This window comes from Psychrobacter sp. R86515 (assembly GCF_042466315.1).
Lineage (GTDB): Bacteria > Pseudomonadota > Gammaproteobacteria > Pseudomonadales > Moraxellaceae > Psychrobacter.
Map to the genome: position 1 here is coordinate 823,244 of NZ_JAXHCC010000001.1, position 20,514 is coordinate 843,757.

The window sequence follows — 20,514 nt, forward strand, 5'->3', positions numbered from 1 at the left end:
ACTTTTGACCATAACCTATCTACTTTCACCTCTCATTACTCAGTACACTAGCCACTACTATTTGTCTTAACAATTACTATGTTAAAACAACCTTCCTCAGACCGTAAAACTCTCAGTAAACAGTGACTTAGAAGCAAAAAAATGTTAAAATAACCCTTTATTTTTGTCCTGTGCTCAGCAATTTATTTGATAGCATCATAGAAAAAATTTCTATTTTTAAATTATCTATAAGTATTTGATAATTATGTATTTTATTTATTTTAATAGTTTTAACAATGGCTAGAAAAACAAAGACTATTACTAATAAGTAATTTGTTGATTTTATCTCTGTGCAGCCTTTTTTAAGGCTAACGGTGGTTAGTGGTTTAGCTGCTCACATGCACTCTAGATTATGAATAATAAACGTTAATTTTAAGATGCCATTATGTAGTGGACTTTTTATAAGTGCGCTAATCGTAAATGGCTGATTATGGCTAGATTAAGGAATGTACATGAGTGATTCATTACCTATTGACCACGAGCAATTGATAGACAACGGTGCTACTGAAGCGGCTGCGCCTACTGTAGTCTCAGAAGTATTGCCTTCTGATTATAGTTCTAAAGATATTCGCGTATTGCGTGGGTTAGAGGCCGTACGTGTACGTCCTGGTATGTATATCGGTGATACCGATGATGGCACAGGCTTGCATCATATGGTCTTTGAGGTAGTGGATAACTCTATCGATGAAGCGCTTGCCGGTCACTGTGATCAGATTGATATTGTCATCCACGAAGATGAATCTGTCAGTGTGATGGATAACGGTCGCGGGGTGCCTGTTGATATTCATCCAGAAGAAGGTGTATCAGCGGCACAGGTTATTATGACTGTCTTGCATGCAGGCGGTAAGTTCGATGACAATAGCTATAAAGTGTCAGGTGGCTTGCACGGTGTGGGTGTATCAGTAGTTAACGCTTTGTCTCAAAAACTTGAGATGAATATCTGGCGTGAAGGTTATCACTACCATCAGACTTATACTGATGGTGTACCTGATAGCGATATCCAACAGATGGAAGCAACCGATCAAACAGGTACACAAATCCGCTTTTATCCTAGCAGTGATGTGTTTACTGGTACGATCTTTGAGTACGATATCTTGGCAAAACGCTTACGTGAGCTATCATTTTTGAACTCTGGTGTGCGTATTGTTTTGACTGATGAGCGTATTGATAAGCGTCACGAGTTTGAGCATAAAGGTGGCTTGCTAGAGTTTGTTAGTTACATTAATGCTGGTAAAGACGGCATCAATGAAGTATTCCATTTTACCAGTCAGCAAGATGACGGTATCAGCGTAGAAGTCGCGCTACAGTGGACAGATACATATAACGAAAAAGTATTGTGCTTCACTAACAATATCCCGCAAAAAGATGGTGGTACTCACTTATCGGGTTTCCGTTCAGCATTGACGCGTTGCCTGAACAGTTACATGGATCGTGAAAACCTATTTAAAAAAGAAAAGGTTGCTGCAACGGGTGATGACGCTCGTGAAGGCTTAACTGCAATTGTCTCTGTAAAAGTACCAGATCCAAAATTCTCAAGTCAGACCAAAGACAAGCTAGTATCAAGCGAAGTGAAATCTGCTGTTGAATCAGCCATGCATGACAAGTTCAATGACTATCTGTTAGAGAATCCAAGTGCTGGTAAAGCTATTGCTAACAAGATTATCGATGCAGCGCGTGCACGTGATGCGGCTCGTAAAGCGCGTGAAATGACACGTCGCAAGACCACTTTGGATATCGCAGGTCTGCCTGGTAAGTTAGCCGATTGCCAAGAAAAAGATCCAGTATTATCTGAACTATACATTGTGGAGGGTGACTCTGCAGGTGGCTCAGCTAAACAGGGTCGTAGCCGTAAAACACAAGCAATTTTGCCACTAAAAGGTAAGATTCTAAACGTCGAGCGTGCTCGTTTTGACAAGATGCTATCGTCTGCTGAAGTGGGTAACCTGATTACTGCATTAGGTTGTGGTATTGGTCCTGATGAGTATAATCCTGACAAAGTACGCTATCACAAAATCATCATCATGACCGATGCCGATGTTGATGGATCGCATATTCGTACGTTGTTATTGACGTTCTTCTTCCGTCAAACGCCTGAATTAATCGAGCGCGGGTATGTATATATTGCTCAGCCACCGCTATACAAAGTAAAAAAAGGTCGTCAAGAGTTATATCTAAAAGATGACGAAGCGCTTAAAGCGTATCTATTGTCTTCAACAATTGACAATACCAAGCTACATATCAGTGCTGATGCGCCTGCGATTACTGGTCAAGCGCTTGAGACATTGCTTAACGACTACAACCAGACACAGTTGATCAAGGCGCGTTTGCAGATTCGCTTCCCAGCGGTGATTTTGGACGCATTGACGCATACGCCAAAACTTAGCACTGATATGACTTATGATGAGTCTGCTATGCAGGATTGGAAAGCAGCAATGCAGACTAAGCTGGATTACTTCGGTAGCGATCTAAGCCCTGAGATTGAATTGGTTAATATCCATGCGCCGCAGCCAAAAAATATGGATGCAGCCGCAGCAGATTTATTGGGTATGACGCCAGTAGTAGGTACTGAAGAAGGCGAAGCGTCAGATAGTGAAGCTTTATCTACCAAGGCACAGTGGCTACCACGCGTTACGGTATATGTGCATCAACTGGCACACCATTATCTGTTAGATGCTAGCTTTATCAACTCGGGTGAGTATGGCAAGTTGTTACGTCTATCAAGCGAGTGGAATACGTTGCTTGAGAGCGATGCCTTTATCCGCCGTGAAGCAAGTGCAGGGACGACTAAAGACATCCCAGTACGCGACTTCGATTACCTCTGGCAACAAATGATGCTCGATGCGCGTCGTGGTCTAGCTATCCAGCGTTATAAAGGGCTAGGTGAGATGAACGCCGATCAGCTATGGGATACGACGATGGATCCTGAAAACCGTCGTATGCTACGCGTCACTATCGAAGATGCTATCGCTGCTGATCACATGTTTACTTGTCTAATGGGTGATCACGTTGAACCGCGTCGTATCTTCATTGAAGAAAATGCGCTAACAGTGTCGAACTTAGATATCTAAATTTGAAACTGGTTACTGATAATTTATAAAAATACCGCTTTGATATTCAAGGCGGTATTTTTGTTTCACGTGAAACTCATTTGTTAGCGTTGCTATTACTTAATAATTATAATTTGTGGGAATCAAATGGTTGAAGTAATTTTACTCGCTATTGCTTTAGCGATGGATGCGTTTGCAGTGTCGATAGGGTTGGGTGCTAAGGCTCAAAAATACAGTCGTCAATATGTACTGCGCTTGGCTATCTATGCTGCGCTTTACTTTGGTATCGCTCAAGGTATCATGCCTCTTATTGGATACTTATTGGGTGCAGCAATGTTGGGTTGGCTGGCCGCTGCTGCACCTTGGATTGGCGGCACTATTTTGATTACTCTAGGTGGCAAAATGCTTTACGAAGTGTTTACTGCCGATGAGTCAGATACTGACAATGATGATCTGGACGTCAATGATGATGCTATTAACACTGATAGTGATACAGTAACAGCCACGAGTAAGCATGGACATATCAATCACCGCACTATGTTTACGTTAGCAGTTGCAACTAGTATTGATGCAATGGCGGCAGGGTTTACGCTGAATTTATTGGTACTGAACGCGTGGTTAGCTTGCTTGATTATCGCTGTAGTAACCGCTATATTTGGCTGGCTCGGGATCTATTTGGGACATCGCTCAGGCACATGGCTAGAAAATAAAGCTGAAGCATTGGGCGGTATCGTGCTTATCGCGATTGGTCTAAAAGTGATGTTTTTTAGCTAAGTCATTTAGATTTTCACTTTCCATAAATGCAAAAGCACCGCTTTGAATATCTAAACGGTGCTTTTTTGTTTCACGTGAAACTCAAGTTAGTAGTTTTGCTTAGTGATTACTCTTCGTCAGTGTCAAAACGCCAAGCTAGTACACGAGTGCTTTTTTGACCTTGGCTCATTTCGATAATACGTATTTGAGCGACATTTAGCTGCTTTAATAATAATTGCAATGGCTTAACGTTTTCAGATTTCGATACTAAGGTTGTGAACCAACCAACGTGTTCTGCAAAGCTCTGGCTTTCTTTTGCCATTTTGGTCAAGAACGCAATTTCGCCACCTTCACTCCATAGCTCTTTGTGCTGACCACCAAAGTTTAGGTTTTGCGCAGCGTTGCCTGATTTGGTTGAACTGCGGCTGATTTGCTCGCTTTCATTCTTACCACGATGACGCTGTAAATTGTGCTGCTTGCGACTGTTGGCTTCCATCGCTTCTTCTAATGAAGCATGAAATGGAGGGTTACAAACCACGACATCAAAATAATCTTGACGACCAATGATGTTTTTAAAGATAAACTTAGGCTCAGGCTGCAGCTTTACTTTGACCGCACTCTTTAGTTTTGGATTGGCTTCACAAATCAGCGCTGCGGTGTTGACTGAGATAGGGTCAATGTCACTTGCTGTAAAGCGCCAGCCATAGCTTTGACTACCAACGATAGGGTAGATAGCACTGGCACCAGTACCGATATCAAGCGCATGAATTTCTTTACCTGTTGGCGGTGTGTTATCGGCGTTTACGTGAGTGGTTTGCGCCAGTAAATCCGCGATATAGTGAATATAATCGGCACGTCCAGGAATAGGCGGACATAGATAGCCTTCAGGAATGTCCCAAAATTTAACCCCGTAATAGTTCGCCAACAGTGCTTTATTCAGCACGCGAACAGCCTGATGATCCGAGAAGTTAATCGTCGACTCACCTTTAGGATTTGTAATGGTGTGGTCAGCAAGCTCGGGTAAGGCGCGAGTCAATACCGCAAAGTCGTAACGACCTTGGTGCGGGTTGCGTGGGTGCAGCTGACCGAGTTTCTTTGCGGTCGCAGGAGATCTGTTTCTGTGTTTACTATTTGCAGGGTTACGGGTCATGGGCTTACTTGTCATAATGTCAGGCTACGATATATGGATATAAGTAACCAGTGTAGCAGATTTCGCAGGTTGCTAATTGTTTATCCGCGCTTTATCGGTCGCTTATCGGTGACGCAATATCAAGTTAAGCCCTAATACGATCATCGCAGTACCCAATACGCGGTCGATCCAATGCTCAAATCGTTGGAAGCGTCGATGTACCGCAGGGATAGAGAGTAGCATGACGACCGTACTAAACCACGCCATCTGTAACACCATCATCCATACACCATAAATAGCCAATTGCCAAAGCGGTATGTCAGGCGATAATACAAGAGTAAAAATGGCTACAAAATAGACAGGGGCTTTAGGATTAAAGACATTACAAAGGAAACCGCGACGCAACGTTGCAAAGGTAGATTCGCCATTACTAGGCGATTTTTCGATAGTGGTTTCTTTGGCTGTAGGTGTGGTTTGGCTAGTAAGCAAATCTTGTGAAACGTGAGCACTTGAACCTACTTGCGGGCCTGCTTTTTCCAAAGGATGTGTTTTTTCAAAAAGTTGAACGGTCTCTAACTCTGCTGGTTTTTTAGGCTTAGCTTGGATACCTTGCCAACCTAAATAAATCAGATAGCCGCCACCCAACCATTTAATAGTAGTCAATAACAGCTGCGAATGAGCAATAACAGTCGCCAGTCCTAATACAGAATAGATAATATGAACGGCAAGACCCAAGGTAATACCGAGACTACAAATCAAACCTGTGCGTCGGCCTTTTGCTAATGTCTGCTGCGAGACTAAGACAAAATCAGGGCCAGGCGAGGCCGCAGCTAATAGATGTACGCTGGTGATGAGCAAAAAACCGTGCCAAAATTCCATAAAATACTCTGAACCATATTTAGACCTGCAACATAGTTGCACTTATCGTAAATGAGGTCAACTTTTATCGATTTTTGTACTATGCGAGTCATCTCTATTGCTTGTGTTATAGAAAGAGGGTGTCTATATTAAAGGTGACTTATCACTCAATCTCTACCGATAAATTATCGAGATTTGACTATATAACCACTCATTATCTGCCAATGATTACTTTAACAAGGATGGAACCATGACTACGGATAGTAACGCCACAGAAAACCGCATCACTTATAACACGCAAGGCCATGTTTGCCTTGTCGGGCTAAACCGTGCCAATAAACGCAACGCCTTTGACAGTCATATGATTGGTCAACTGTCTGACGCCATGACCCGTTACGAGGCGGACGATAACTTACGCTGTGCGCTGATATTTGCCCATGGTGATCACTTTACCGCTGGGCTAGATTTGGTAGAGCTACAAGACAAGCTAAACGATGGCGTGTTTGAGTTTAGTGATGATCAAATCGATCCATGGGGTATCAGTGGAAAACTGCGTACCAAACCAGTGGTCGTCGCGGTAAAAGGTACTTGCTTCACTGTGGCTATCGAGCTGATGCTAAATAGTGATGTGGTCATCGCTAGTGATAACTGCAACTTTGCTCAAATGGAAGTCCAGCGCGGTATCATGCCATTTGGCGGGGCAACGGTACGCTTTGTCGCAGCGGCAGGCTGGCAAAAAGCCATGCCGTATCTGCTTACTGGTAAAGCATTCGATGCGCAAACGGCAGATAGACTGAATTTGGTCAGTGAAGTGGTGGCAAATGGGACTGAGTATGAGCGTGCATTAACGCTTGCCCAAGAGATCTGTAAAGCTGCACCTTTAGGTGTCAGAGGCGCGTTATCGTCCGCACAAGATGCGAGCCGTAATGGCGCAGCGACGGCACTGGCTAATATTCATAGCTATCTGCCGCCGCTGTTTCATTCAGAAGATGCAAAAGAGGGCGTAATGGCGATGGTTGAGAGAAGGGAAGCTGAGTTTAAGGGGTATTAATACTAATATGCTTTAAGAGTTATTTCTCATACGCAAAAGATAAAAGATCGATATGTGGAGTTATATTTTAAACTTCCGTATAGATCATATTTAGTCGAACATACCATCTAAAAAAACCTCGCAATCGCGAGGTTTTTTTATTTTATCGAGTATGACTGACTACAATAGCGTCAGTGTTGACCACTCAACTATAATTATTTAGCTTTTTGGTAGTAGTCAACCATCATAGTACCCAAAGTGCCGTTGTCATCGATCGTGACGATTCTGACCGTACCTGATTGTGCTGCGGTACTCGACTGCACTTGTCCAGCGTTACCTAGGACGACTTGATTGTCTTTGGATGCTTTCGCCTCGTTACCGATAGCGATACTGTTCATGCCGCCTGCCATAGATTTATTACCGACCGCCACCGAAGTTGCGCCTTGTGCCATAGCCGCTTCACCAACAGCGGTAGAGCGCATACCGCTTGCATTGGCTAGATGACCAAACGCTTGTGCACGTTCAGCGGTGGCTTTTGACTGCCAGCCGATAGAGGTTGAGCCTAGACCAGCAGCATTGGCTTCACCGCCTACGGCAGTGGCTGAATTTAGACCTGCATTGGCTTTATTACCGACAGCAACCGTATCATTATTGCCACCTGCCATGGCTGCTTCACCGACAGCAGTAGAGCGCACACCGCTAGCATTGGCTAGATGACCAAACGCTTGTGCACGTTCAGCGGTGGCTTTTGACTGCCAGCCGATAGAGGTTGAGCCTAGACCAGCAGCGTTAGCTTGACCGCCAACGGCAGTAGCTGAGTTTAATCCTGCATTGGCCTGACTACCGATGGCAACGGTATCATTGGTGCCGCTAGTCGTGGCAGCATTGCCGAGAGTGATAGCAGTGCTGCTAGTTGCGTTTGCAGTCTGATGGTCAGTTCCTGTTGCCATAGCAGTGCAAGAAGCGGTTGCGGCAATGGCAAAGGTGAGGGCACTAATCTTTAGTACTGATTTCGGTAACAAGTCCATTTTCATTCTTCATTCCTTTTTGTTAGCCTTAATGGCTTATTAGATAGTCTGGGTAGATGTTGATAGATTATAATCATGGCAACATCAGCGCACTCTGGCACAAATAACTTTATGATAGATAGAGTCCGAAACCTTAATGTAGCATTATTTTTTAACCATTATTGAAATAATGTTTACTTTATATCTTTGAAGGTTATTTAAGCCGATAAATGGATAATTAAGGTCTAAAAGTACTTTAATTATTTGTGAAAAATCGAATACGCCTTAATCTACTAGAGCAGATAGCGTAGCGTATATTGATAATATAGTGCACATATTGCTCTGTGTTTTTGACGTTCCAAACCATTATTATGCTAAATAAGAAGAGTACCAATGCAATATAACTTTGATGAAATAATCGACAGACGCGATACAGGCTCACTCAAGTGGTACTATAACGATGACACGATTGCGCTATGGGTGGCGGACATGGATTTTAAGGCTGCCGCACCGATATTAAGCGCGGTTGAGCAAGTCATGCAGCATGGTATCTTGGGTTATACCAAGCCTACTGATACTTTATACGACTCGATTATTAACTGGCATGGCAGTCGTTATGACTTGCAGTTAGAGAAGCAAGATATCTTGTTTTCCCCGGGTGTCGTGCCAAGCCTAGCGCTGATGATGAATGTCTTTACCAAGGTAGGCGAAGCAGTATTGGTCAACGATCCTATCTATACGCCTTTTATGAGCAAGGTTGAGCAAAATGGTCGCAAGCTTGTACTTTCTGCACTGAAGGAAGTCGAAGGTAAATATCATTTAGACTTGACTGATATCGAAGCCAAAATTATCGAGCATGAGGTTAAGCTTTATCTACTTTGCAATCCGCATAATCCTGGTGGTCGTGTATGGACGAGGGACGAGCTGGAAGCGCTACTTGCGATTTGTAAAAAGCACAACGTGGCGATTGTTAGTGATGAGATTCATCAAGATTTGACCTTGACTGGTCATACGTTTATACCGTTTTTAACACTGGCAAAAGGCTATGAGCACAATGTAGTCAGCCTGACTTCGATGACCAAAACCTTTAATATCGCAGGTATCAAAGGCTCGATGATATTTGCTAAAGATAAAGCGCTAATCAAAAAAATCGGTCAGCAGCAGCAGTTAAATGATGAGTACGAGCTGAATCTATTTGCGTATACAGCCATGCGTAGTGCTTATGAGCATGGTGGTGAGTGGCTAGAGCAGGCGCTTAGTTATATCGAAGCCAATATTGAATTGACGATGCAGTTTTTAAATGAGCATTTGCCTGATATTAAAATCATGCGCCCAGAAGCATCGTACCTAATTTGGCTAGATTGCTCAGCATATAGCCAAGACGATCAGGCGCTGTATGACGCGCTTAGAGCTGCTAGAGTTGAGCTTAATGCTGGTATTAAATATGGCGAGGAAGGACATTTAAAGATGCGTTTAAATGTTGCCTGCCCTAAAGAAGTATTGATAGAAGGGTTGAGTCGTATGCACTCAGCGTTGGGTGATATTACGTAGTAAACCTAGCAAATGATTGATGAACATAGAGGAAGATAGTTTGCTAATAATTGGGTTTACTGTCTACTCTTTGCTTATTTTTGTCATTGCTTAGAGAGTAATTATTCAAATTGAAGGTATGCGCTAATAATAATCGCGAATAATTAACCATCTAATAGCCAATAGAGGGCGTAAACTTGTTAAAATAGGGCACCAATTTATCTATTGATGGATATCGATTTATGACCACTGCTGCTGCCACTCCTGCAATCAAAGAAGATCGCATCTTAATCCTCGATTTTGGCTCGCAATATAGCCAGTTAATCGCCCGCCGTGTGCGCGATTCTGGGGTGTTTTGTGAGATGTTCCCTTATGATATCGACACTCAGCGCATCATCGATTTTGGCGCAAAAGGCGTCATTTTGTCAGGTGGCCCTGAGAGCGTCCACGCAGAAAACAGCCCGCGTATCAACGATGCGGTATTTGATCTAGGCGTGCCAGTACTAGGTATCTGCTACGGTATGCAAGCAATGGCAGACCGTTTTGGCGGGCAAGTTCATGCCAGTGATATTCATGAGTTTGGTGCGGCGACTATCGAAGTAAATGGTCACTCGCAGCTGACTGACGGCATCGAAGACAGTAAGACTGACGGCGCGGCTGCCAAGCTAAACGTTTGGATGAGTCATGGTGACAAGGTCATCGAAGTACCTGAAGGCTTTGACATCATCGCTAGCACGCCAAGCTGTCCAATCGCGATTATGGCAAATGATGATAAGCAATACTACGGTCTACAGTTCCACCCAGAAGTGACGCATACGCTACAAGGTCAAGCGCTGCTTGGTCGTTTCGTTCATCAAATCTGTGAGTGTGCAGGTGAGTGGACGCCAGACAATATCGCTGATATGCGTATCGCACAGTTAAAAGAACAAATCGGTGATAAGCAAGTATTACTAGGTCTATCGGGCGGTGTGGACAGTTCAGTCGTTGCCGCGCTATTGCACAAAGCAATCGGCGATCAGCTGACTTGTGTGTTCGTCGATAACGGTCTATTGCGTCTGCACGAAGGCGACCAAGTGATGCAAATCTTTGCAGAAAACATGGGCGTAAAAGTCATCCGTGTTGATGCAGAAGACTTATTCTTAAATGCATTGGCAGGCGAGTCTGATCCAGAGAAAAAACGTAAAATCATCGGCAAAACCTTCATCGACGTATTCGCTGATAGCGCGCGTCAAGTGAGCGAGCAGAGCGATGGTAAAGTCGTTGAGTTCTTGGCACAGGGTACGATTTACCCAGACGTTATCGAATCTGCTAAGTCACATCAAGGCAAAGCACACGTGATTAAGAGCCATCATAACGTAGGCGGTTTGCCAGATGATTTGGCATTTAAACTGATTGAGCCGTTACGTGATTTGTTCAAAGACGAAGTACGCAAGCTTGGTATTACGTTAGGGTTACCAGCCAAAATGATCTATCGCCATCCGTTCCCAGGTCCAGGTTTGGGCGTGCGTATCCTTGGTGAAGTCAAAAAAGAATACGCGGATATCCTGCGTTTGGCAGATGCAATCTTTATGCAAGAGCTTGAGCGCTCAGGCTGGTATGACAAGACTGCACAAGCATTTGCCGTATTCCAACCAATCAAATCTGTCGGCGTGGTCGGCGATGGCCGCCGCTATGCATGGGTAATCGCGCTACGTGCAGTTGAGACCGTAGACTTTATGACGGCTCGCTTTGCGCATCTGCCGTATGATTTGATCGAGACGGTATCGAACCGTATCATGAATGAAATCGCTGAAGTATCGCGTGTGACTTATGATGTTTCGAGCAAGCCGCCTGCAACGATTGAGTGGGAATAATTCGTTTACGTATTCTAAACGGTAACGGTGTTAACCTCGCTAGATATACAAACACGTATTATCTGCGCTCGGTTGCCTTGTTACCATCTTAGACTACGTAAACTTATCTAAATAGCTATTCAACTCAGCTTTTTTGAATCGATATGCATCTTGCCATAAATAAAAAGCACTCAACTTGGTTGGGTGTTTTTTTGGTTTAAAAGTTAAGCGTTTCACTCATTAATTTTTGCTTCGATAGCAGCAACTTCTTTTATCAACTGACTATTAAATTCTAAATGATTTAAAGAGTAGTGTGCTCTTCGATGACAGGTAGGACACAACGCGATAACGTTTTGAGGTAAATCTGCCCCACCGTCTGCCAACCTAGTTAAGTGGTGTACTTCAAGGTAAGGTCCAGATTTAGTTTTAAATGGAGCTATCTCATTACATCCTTCGCATATACCATTAGCTCTTCTCTTAGCATAAAATTTAATTGCCGCACTACGGTTTTGGATAGACTGGATTTTCTCTTGTGTACTTGCTTGGGTTGGCGTTGCACTCAAGGCAATCTCTCGTAATTTCTGTAATGAATGACCTTTGCTAGGCTTAGTAATGTACATAGCTTTGGGAGATTCAACTATCTCGGAAGTTAGAGCTTGAACTGCATCAATATTTTGAGTATTAACTATATCTAAATGAAAAACGATAGCTTCACGAAGATTACCATTTCTATCTGGCCGCTCTTCAATGTGGTGGAAAACATAATTGCATGTTCCTAAAAACCGTACAAAACCTCGTGATGTATATTCAAAAAGTAGAATTTCTTTATTGTTTTTTTGATGATCGTGAATAGCTAAATTACCTTTAGACATTCTCATGTCACCTTCTTGTCCTTCACCTGTGTATTTAAAGGTACCATTAGGATCAAAATTATCAATATATCCATACTCGTTACCAGAATCACCTGTAAATATAAATATATATGGATGAGCGGCAGGAGTAGCTATACCTCCATATTGCTGGCCCTTATATCTACCATGTATATCAGCACGCCTATTATAAATTTCTCCTATCTCAAACAATTTAACTTCCTTATTATTAATATTCCATAAAATCAATATAGTAAACTTAAGTTCGTTAAAGTCAATTAAAAAAGCGGTGCTCTTTCAGATAAAGAGCACCGCTACTGCTTATAATATTTGTCTTGAAGAAAATCTAACCCTTCATATTCACCACATAACGCCCAACCACTTTGCTCGACATAAAGCGATCTAAGTATTCTGGCGTTTGCTCAAGTGTAATCTCTTCACCATAGCTTTCAAGATTAGGCAGTTTCATATCAGTGGCGACACGTTTCCAGATGGCTTCTTTATCTGCTAGTGGAATATAGACCGAGTCGATACCCAATAATGATACCGCTCTAGTGATAAATGGCATGACCGTCATCGAAAACTCAGCGCCACCTGCTAGACCACAGCTCGTCACCGCGCCGCCCGCTTTAGTTTGTTTGAGCAAGTTAGATAGGTAATCACCACCGATGGTATCAATGGCGTTTGCCCATAGCTCACGGCCGACAGGCTTATTACCGATTTCATTGATGGTATCGCGATGATGCACTTCGCTTGCGCCCAATGCTTTTAGATGCTCGCTTTGCTCTGGCTTACCTGAGAACGCAATCACCTCATAGCCGAGCTGCTTTAAGATAGCGATACTGATCGTACCTACGCCGCCTGTTGCGCCAGTCACAGCAACTGGGCCATCACTTGGTTTTGCACCCATTTTTTCTAGCTTTTGCACACTTAGTGCTGCGGTTAGGCCGCCAGTACCATAGGTCATTGCTTCTTTTAGCGTCAGTGTTTCTGGGCAAGGCAGCGCCCAATCGGCGGGTATAGAGATCATTTGACCAAGGCCACCATCCGTATCCATACCAAGATCATAGCCGAATACTAATACTTCTTGTCCTGCGCTAAACGTGCCTGACTTATCACTGACGACCACGCCAGCGGCGTCGATACCTGGGGTATGCGGATATTGTTTGGTGATTCGTTTATTGCCCGTGGCTGACATCGCATCTTTAAAATTTAACGATGAATAATGCACTTCGATGAGCAAGTCATTTTCCGGCAAGTCACTGACTTTGCGCTCTTGAATGCTCTTTTTGAATTCGCCATCGCTGGTTTCTTCGACAACTAAGGCTTTGAACGTTGTATCGTTTGACATGGTTATATCCTTATTAAATATTATTATTTGAGTTGATAGGTAATTGCCTATGTATATGTTTACATCAGAATCATTATGGCAACAGCATGGTTAAAATAAAAAAGCCCATAGTATTATCTAACGAGTAATACAAATGGACTTTTCATATTTATGATGCCTTTAATGACAATCAATGCAAGATTAGAGTATCGCTTAAGGCTTTAAGATAACTTTACCTTTTTTGCTTGATTGTACTTTTCCAGAGACGGCAGTTGTGATGTCGTCCAGACTATAAATGGCTTCGATAGGGAGCTTTAGATCGCCATTCGAAGCACGCTCTAGTAGCTCATCGATTAGACGTTGTTTGTTTTCTAGATCCATTTCTTGGCTAGTTTTGCTGCCCCAGAAGCCTTTTACAACGGCTTGCTTAAAGATCAAGCTACCAGCGTCTAATGCCATTGGCTTGCCTGACATGATACCAAATGAGACCAGCGTGCCTTTGCTGCCAAGTAATGATAGTAGCTCGTTGCTCGACTCACCACCGACTGAATCGACGGCTGCTGTAATCTTATCATCACCAATGATAGCGCGGACCTGATCTTTCCAGTCATCATCAGCTGTGACGACATTGTTTTTGATACCGAGTGAGGTCAGCTCTTCTATCGCGTCTTTACTACGGACGAGGTTAATCGTATTCACGCCGCGTGCTGCTGCGAGCATGGCAAGGGTCTTACCGACAGCGCCGTTTGCCGCATTATGGATAATCCATTGACCGCTATCTACTTCTAGGAACTCTAATAGCATTAGGGCAGACAGCGGCATAGCAATCAGTTGGGCAGCCAACTCGTCTTCGATGCTATCAGGCATGTTAAATACCATGCTGGCAGGGGCGACAAAATACTCCGCCCACGTCTCGTGCACACTGGCACAAGCCACACGTTGACCAACACTTAGATCTGTCACATCATCGCCCACGGCATCGATAATACCTAGCGCTTCACTACCACCGATGGCTGGCATCTCAGGCTTATAGCCATATTGACCACTTACGGTTAGCAAGTCATGGTTATGAATAGGGGAGAGAATGGTTTTGATACGGACTTCGTTGGCAGCAGGCTGCGGTACGGGACTGTCGCCAACGCTCAATACGTTGGAGGGTTTGCCAAAGCTGTTATGAATAGCACTACGCATGATGATTTCCTTTATATATTTATGATTTAATTTATGTATAAGTGGATGAATAACCGACTATAAACATCATGTCATTGAGATCACTCATCAATGTATTTTTTCTTCTAGTAGAAACGATATCATGATAATGATGCTTAGAGGTTATCGACTAACAAAGACACTATACTTAAAAATAGACTGGTCGTCTAGGAGTCGGATACATTTGCGCTAACGGAATTTTGTTATAGAAAGCTTGGCTTACATCAGTAATATTCTTTGTGTTACTGCTCACACTGATCTAGAGCTGTTCATGTTATTTGGTTTATGGGTTTCAGCATGATTTTCTAACGAATAGGGCTCTTTATAGAAAAACTGAAAAGAAAAATCATTGGTAACATGACTCAATGAATTACAGCGAATATCTTAATGAATCACCATGCTACTCAAGGTCGCACTAGAACGTATCACATGAATGGTCTTTCATATGATTATCTAAATTATCAAATGTCTTACGCTTAATAATAGAATGCTATTCCAAGTATTAGTTCGTAAACACTATAAAATGTCAAACATATGTCAGATACAATTTATAACATAAGAGTGGAATTTTAACGAGTGATGGGTTTCTCATAAAAAAACCGGTTAAATCCTTGTAGAATTCCGTAAATTAGTATGTTTTTTGTTCTTTTTTACTCATTAATAGTATATGCAGATGTTTGACTGAATTCACGTTTTTTCTATGAACTGAAAAATTGTTGACATTGATAACTTTTTTTACTATTACTATTACCAATAGTTTTCTAACGTTTATTATTAATAGATGGTCAGATGATGGCCTTTAACGACGTAAATAATGCATATGAAAACGATATATTAACTGTAAATGGATTTACTACTAGATTAGTTAATCTGATCGCCACCTGCCTGCTAGGACGCCATATGACCCGCAACTCTGTCTCCCTTCGTACTACTGTATTTTTACCGACCTCTCTTGTACTTGCCATGTTTATGACAGGGTGTAGTGATAATGCGGCCACTAATAGTACTAACTCATCAGCTAATATTGATCCAAACGTACTAGCAGATACTCAAGAGTTGGTCATTAATAATGGAACAGAGCCTGAATCGCTTGATCCACATAAAGTGTCTGGTGTACCTGAGTCTAATATTGGTCGTCAATTATTTGAAGGGCTAACCAATACCGATGCAGACGGTAAAACCATCCCAGGAATCGCAACTGAGTGGGAGAGTCCGGATAACAAAGTATGGACTTTCAAATTACGTGATGCCAAGTGGTCAAATGGCGATCCGGTTACTGCGCAAGACTTTGTTTATAGCATGCGCCGCCTAGTCAATCCCGATACAGCGTCGCCTTATTCAAGCTATTTGGTTGATGCTAAAGTAGTTGGTGCTGATAAAATCGTTGAAGGTGCTGCAGGTATAGATACACTTGGAGTAAAGGCAATCGATGACAAAACACTGCAGGTCACTTTGTCAGAGCCAGTACCTTATTTTCCAGATATGCTTATTCATAATTCCGTCAAACCTGTGCATCAAAAAACAATCGAAGCATTTGGTGATAAATGGACGGATCCTGCCAATATCGTCGTCAACGGCCCTTATAAAGTCAGTAAATGGCAAATTAACGATGAGCTCGTTCTGTCACGTAATACCTCCTATTATGATGATGCCAATACAACGCTTGATACCATCACGATGCTACCTATTCCTTCTAGCACCACCGATGTAGCACGCTATCAGGCTGGTGAAGTGGATGTCACTTATAATGAAATACCAACCGAGCAGTTTGCTTCTTTGAAAGAGAAAAATGGTGATGAGCTTAGAGTTTCACCTTATCTCTGTACCTATTATTACGAGTTCAATACCGTCAAGCCTCCTTTCGACAACCCTAAAGTACGTCGTGCCTTAGCCTTGTCACTAGATCGTGACACCATTGCCGATAAGGTTATTGGACAAGGCCAAACAGCGGCTTATCAGCTCACACCTATAGCAGCTAATGGCAAGGTAGAAAACAAACCAGAATGGTCAACGTGGGATAAAGAGAAGCGTATTGCTGAAGCCAAAAAACTACTAAATGAAGCTGGTTACAACGAGAGTAATCCGCTCTCCTTTGAGCTGCTTTACAACACCAATGACAATCATAAAAAGGTCGCAGTTGCCGCCACTTCGTTATGGAAACAAGCGCTCGGTTTTGTCGATGTAACCTTGACCAATAAAGAATGGAAAACCTATCTTGATACGCGCCGTAACGGCAATTATCAAATCGCTCGTGCTGGTTGGTGTGCCGACTACAACGAACCTTCAGCATTTTTGAATATTGCCAAATCTGACAATAGCGGTAACTACGGTAAGTACGCCAATGCCAATTTTGATAGCTTAATGGCTCAAACGTTAAAAGCGGGCGTCACGCCTGAGCAACGTGCAAGCTTATATCAAAAAGCGGAAGCACAGTTAGATCAGGATATGGGGCTACTTAATATCTATCACTATGTCAGCCCTCGTTTGGTAAAACCTTACGTCATCGGCTTTTCAACGAAAGATCCTCTAGACAACTGGCAAGGTAAAGATATCTCTATCGCCAAGCACTGATCATTAAGCACTGATTATCAAAGAATGACATCCAATAGTCTTATCAGCAGGCGCTATGAAAAGGAGCAATTCCGATTGATAGCGTCCGTTTGCTATGGACCAGAGAAAGTCTGAAAGTGGCGTAAGTACTCAAAACGAGCATTTTGAAATCAAGCGTTGTTGTACAGGTAACCTTATAAAGAGGCATTATGCTAAAGCTTATTTTTCGGCGGATTTTAGAAGCCATTCCGACCATGTTTGTTTTGATAACCGTGTCTTTTTTTATGATGCGTTTGGCACCGGGCAGTCCTTTTACTAGTGAGCGTAGTTTGTCGCCAGCAGTATTGGCCAATATCGAAGCCAAATACAATCTCAATGATCCTATGTGGCTGCAATATGTTAATTATCTAAAGCAGCTGGCTCTAGGCGATTTCGGACCATCCTTTAAGTATAAAGACTATACGGTCAATGAATTGTTATCGCAGTCCTTTCCGGTATCAATGGAACTTGGCTTGTACGCTTTTATATTAGCACTGGTGTTAGGGCTTATTCTTGGGGTGATAGCTGCGCTCAAGCAAAACTCTTGGATGGATTATATTCTGATGGCGTTTGCTATGACGGGTGTTGTGATTCCAAGCTTTGTAAAAGCCCCCTTATTAGTACTGGTGTTTGCGATTCTTTTACAATGGCTGCCAGCTGGTGGCTGGAATGATGGAGCAGTGCGAAACCTGATACTGCCCGTTACAGCTTTAGCATTGGCTTACGTCGCTAGTATTGCACGTATCATGCGTGGCTCGATGATTGAGGTGATGAATAGTCAGTATATCCGTACGGCAAAGTCTAAAGGGTTGCCAATGCGTCGAATCGTGATGAAACATGCGCTCAGACCAGCATTACTACCTGTGATTTCTTATCTTGGTCCTGCATTCGTCGGCATTATCACTGGCTCTATCGTGATCGAGACTATTTTTGGTTTACCAGGTATCGGGCAGTTATTTGTGAATGGTGCGCTGAATCGCGATTATGGTGTTGTGCTTAGTTTGACCATTTTGGTTGGTGTATTGACGATTGCCTTCAATGCCATCGTCGATATTCTATACGCCATTATTGATCCAAAAATCCAGTATTGATATTGGTATTAATGGACACTTAAAGCACACCATATAAATGCTAATTATCACTTAAAAATACATATCAGATTCTCAATTAAATGAGTAAAAGGACGACTATGAGCCTGACCGTAGACCAGCCAACCGAGCTTATGGAACTGCCTATCAAAGAGATAAAAGGCCGTAGCCTTTGGCAAGATGCATGGCGCCGTTTTTATCAAAACAAGGCGGCAGTGACGAGCTTTTTTATCTTATTACTCGTCGGTATGTTTGTCATCTTTGTGCCCATGCTAGCACCTTTTGGTTATGCAGAAACCGACTGGAACTTTATGCAATCTGCGCCATCGATTGAAAACAAGCACTACTTCGGTACGGACTCACTCGGTCGTGATTTACTCGTGCGTACCGCAGTCGGTGGGCGAATATCACTATTGGTGGGTATTGCTGGTGCAACGGTGGCGGTATTGGTTGGTACGGTTTATGGCGCAACGTCAGGCTATCTAGGCGGCAAAGTAGATATGATTATGATGCGCTTTTTGGAGATTCTAAGCGCCTTTCCATTTATGTTTTTTGTGATTTTGCTAGTAACGATATTTGGTCGTAACCTTATTTTAATTTTTGTCGCTATCGGCTTAGTCTCTTGGCTTGATGTTGCTCGTATTGTCCGTGGTCAGACATTGAGTCTGAAGAGTAAAGAGTTTATCGAAGCGGCGCACGTTGGTGGGGTATCAGGGTTTAACATTATCTTGCGTCATATTGTACCCAACGTGCTTGGTGTGGTTGTTGTGTATGCCTCGTTGCTAGTACCAACGATGATTTTATTTGAGTCGTTTTTGAGCTTTTTAGGACTTGGTGTGCAGGAGCCAATGACCAGTTGGGGTGCGCTACTCCAAGAGGGCTCACAAACAATGCAAGTCGCGCCTTGGCAAATTTTAATTCCCTCGGCTTTCTTAGTCATTACTTTATTTTGTTTTAACTTTATCGGTGATGGTCTACGTGATGCGTTTGACCCTAAAGACCGCTAGACTCAAGCTCGCTAGGAGAACAACATCATGTCAATGCAAGATAGCAATAGCGCACCTGAGAAAATAGACTCTACTGTCCGTAAAGTGGGCGCTGACTCAGTGCTCAATACCCAAGCCAATCAGGCCAAAAAAGTTAGTCAAGAAAGCAGCTTATTAGCAGTTAAAGATTTATCTGTGCAATTCACGACCGAAGATGGACTTGTGACTGCAGTGAACGGTTTAAATTTTAACCTGCATGAGGGTGAGACGTTGGGCATCGTCGGTGAGTCAGGCTCTGGCAAGTCTCAGACGGCGTTCGCCATCATGGGTTTGCTGGCAAAGAACGGCCGTACCAAAGGTTCCGTAAAATTTGAAGGCAATGAGCTATTAGGTTTATCGCAAAAAGCATTGAATAAGATTCGTGCTGAGCAAATCGCTATGATCTTCCAAGATCCGATGACCTCCCTTAATCCTTATATGAAAATAGGCGATCAGCTTGCTGAAGTGTTGATTCTGCATAAGGGTATGAGCAAAAAAGATGCGTGGGAGGAGTCGATCCGTATGTTAGATGCGGTCAAGATTCCTGAGGCAAAAAAACGGATTGGTATGTATCCGCATGAGTTTTCAGGAGGTATGCGCCAACGGGTAATGATTGCGATGGCGCTGCTTTGTCGTCCGAAATTATTGATTGCCGATGAACCAACGACGGCGCTTGATGTGACCGTACAAGCACAGATTATGGTGCTGTTAAATGAGCTAAAGCGTGACTTTGGTACCACTATTATTATGATTACTCACGACTTGGGTGTGGTAGCTGGTATCTGTGATCGGGTACTCGTAATGTACGCTGGTCGTACCATGGCGTATGGGGAAACGGAAGAGATTTTCTATACGCCGACGCATCCTTATACTATTGGATTATTAAAAGCTATTCCGCGTCTTGATGATGATAAAGGTAAGCTTGAAACCATTCCTGGCAGTCCGCCCAATTTATTGAATCTACCGACTGGCTGTCCTTTTCATGAGCGTTGTACGCATGCCATGGATATCTGCCGTGATGTACCACCGCCGCTTGAGTTTTTACCAAACGAGCGTCAACGTGCTTGCCATTGGCATCCTGAGATGCAGATTGATGATTCAGCAGACGTTACCAAGGGTATGGCAACAGATACTGACCCTAAGACTAATATCAATAACCTATCGACATTGGAGGGCTAG

At 43.1% G+C, this 20,514-nt stretch carries 15 protein-coding genes; 9 read left to right on the top strand and 6 right to left on the bottom strand.

The genetic code is table 11. From position 1 onward, the window contains the following. Positions 1-491: 491 nt before the first annotated feature. Complete coding sequence (gyrB, locus tag SJY28_RS03460) at positions 492-3,107, top strand: DNA topoisomerase (ATP-hydrolyzing) subunit B (RefSeq protein ID WP_379543439.1); 2,616 nt, start codon at positions 492-494, stop codon at positions 3,105-3,107. Between the two features lie 126 nt (positions 3,108-3,233). After that, on the top strand, positions 3,234-3,860 hold the full coding sequence (locus tag SJY28_RS03465; RefSeq protein WP_379543440.1) for a manganese efflux pump MntP family protein: 627 nt from the start codon (positions 3,234-3,236) through the stop codon (positions 3,858-3,860). A gap of 106 nt (positions 3,861-3,966) precedes the next feature. On the opposite strand, the gene rlmF is transcribed toward SJY28_RS03465, so the two are convergent. Next, the gene (gene rlmF, locus SJY28_RS03470) at positions 3,967-5,004 is read right to left on the bottom strand and encodes a 23S rRNA (adenine(1618)-N(6))-methyltransferase RlmF (RefSeq protein WP_379543442.1); all 1,038 of its coding nucleotides are present in this window, start codon (positions 5,002-5,004) and stop codon (positions 3,967-3,969) included. A gap of 87 nt (positions 5,005-5,091) precedes the next feature. Next, complete coding sequence (locus SJY28_RS03475) at positions 5,092-5,847, bottom strand: LysE family translocator (protein WP_379543443.1); 756 nt, start codon at positions 5,845-5,847, stop codon at positions 5,092-5,094. 229 nt (positions 5,848-6,076) lie between these two features. Between SJY28_RS03475 and SJY28_RS03480 the strand changes: the two genes are divergently transcribed. Beyond that, positions 6,077-6,877 carry a crotonase/enoyl-CoA hydratase family protein gene (locus SJY28_RS03480; RefSeq protein ID WP_379543444.1) on the top strand — a complete coding sequence of 267 codons (801 nt, stop codon included), beginning with the start codon at positions 6,077-6,079 and terminating at the stop codon, positions 6,875-6,877. 194 nt (positions 6,878-7,071) lie between these two features. Here the strand turns inward: SJY28_RS03480 and SJY28_RS03485 are convergent, their stop codons facing one another. Then, positions 7,072-7,890 (bottom strand): hypothetical protein, encoded by an 819-nt coding sequence (locus SJY28_RS03485; RefSeq protein WP_379543445.1) that lies wholly within the window; start codon positions 7,888-7,890, stop codon positions 7,072-7,074. 366 nt (positions 7,891-8,256) lie between these two features. On the opposite strand from SJY28_RS03485, the gene SJY28_RS03490 reads away from it, so the two are divergent. Both SJY28_RS03490 and guaA read left to right on the top strand, forming a co-directional pair. After that, positions 8,257-9,414, top strand: coding sequence for a MalY/PatB family protein (locus SJY28_RS03490; RefSeq protein WP_379543446.1), 1,158 nt, complete (start codon positions 8,257-8,259; stop codon positions 9,412-9,414). Positions 9,415-9,635: 221 nt separating this feature from the next. Beyond that, positions 9,636-11,246, top strand: coding sequence for a glutamine-hydrolyzing GMP synthase (gene guaA / locus SJY28_RS03495; RefSeq protein ID WP_379543447.1), 1,611 nt, complete (start codon positions 9,636-9,638; stop codon positions 11,244-11,246). A gap of 212 nt (positions 11,247-11,458) precedes the next feature. Here the strand turns inward: guaA and SJY28_RS03500 are convergent, their stop codons facing one another. The 3 genes from SJY28_RS03500 to SJY28_RS03510 form a co-directional block, all read right to left on the bottom strand. Further along, positions 11,459-12,307, bottom strand: coding sequence for an HNH endonuclease (locus SJY28_RS03500; protein WP_379543448.1), 849 nt, complete (start codon positions 12,305-12,307; stop codon positions 11,459-11,461). A 133-nt stretch (positions 12,308-12,440) separates the two neighbouring features. Then, on the bottom strand, positions 12,441-13,445 hold the full coding sequence (locus SJY28_RS03505; RefSeq protein ID WP_379543449.1) for a YhdH/YhfP family quinone oxidoreductase: 1,005 nt from the start codon (positions 13,443-13,445) through the stop codon (positions 12,441-12,443). 192 nt (positions 13,446-13,637) lie between these two features. Beyond that, entirely contained in the window at positions 13,638-14,615 is a 978-nt protein-coding gene (locus SJY28_RS03510) for a zinc-binding dehydrogenase (RefSeq protein WP_379543450.1), read from the bottom strand. A gap of 918 nt (positions 14,616-15,533) precedes the next feature. Between SJY28_RS03510 and SJY28_RS03515 the strand changes: the two genes are divergently transcribed. The 4 genes from SJY28_RS03515 (at position 15,534) to oppD (ending at position 20,514) form a co-directional block, all read left to right on the top strand. Further along, positions 15,534-17,204, top strand: coding sequence for an ABC transporter substrate-binding protein (locus SJY28_RS03515; RefSeq protein WP_379543452.1), 1,671 nt, complete (start codon positions 15,534-15,536; stop codon positions 17,202-17,204). A gap of 188 nt (positions 17,205-17,392) precedes the next feature. Beyond that, positions 17,393-18,313 (top strand): oligopeptide ABC transporter permease OppB, encoded by a 921-nt coding sequence (gene oppB / locus SJY28_RS03520; RefSeq protein WP_191114461.1) that lies wholly within the window; start codon positions 17,393-17,395, stop codon positions 18,311-18,313. A gap of 98 nt (positions 18,314-18,411) precedes the next feature. Next, positions 18,412-19,317 (top strand): oligopeptide ABC transporter permease OppC, encoded by a 906-nt coding sequence (oppC, locus tag SJY28_RS03525; protein ID WP_057757598.1) that lies wholly within the window; start codon positions 18,412-18,414, stop codon positions 19,315-19,317. A gap of 27 nt (positions 19,318-19,344) precedes the next feature. After that, on the top strand, positions 19,345-20,514 hold the full coding sequence (gene oppD / locus SJY28_RS03530) for an oligopeptide ABC transporter ATP-binding protein OppD (protein WP_379543453.1): 1,170 nt from the start codon (positions 19,345-19,347) through the stop codon (positions 20,512-20,514).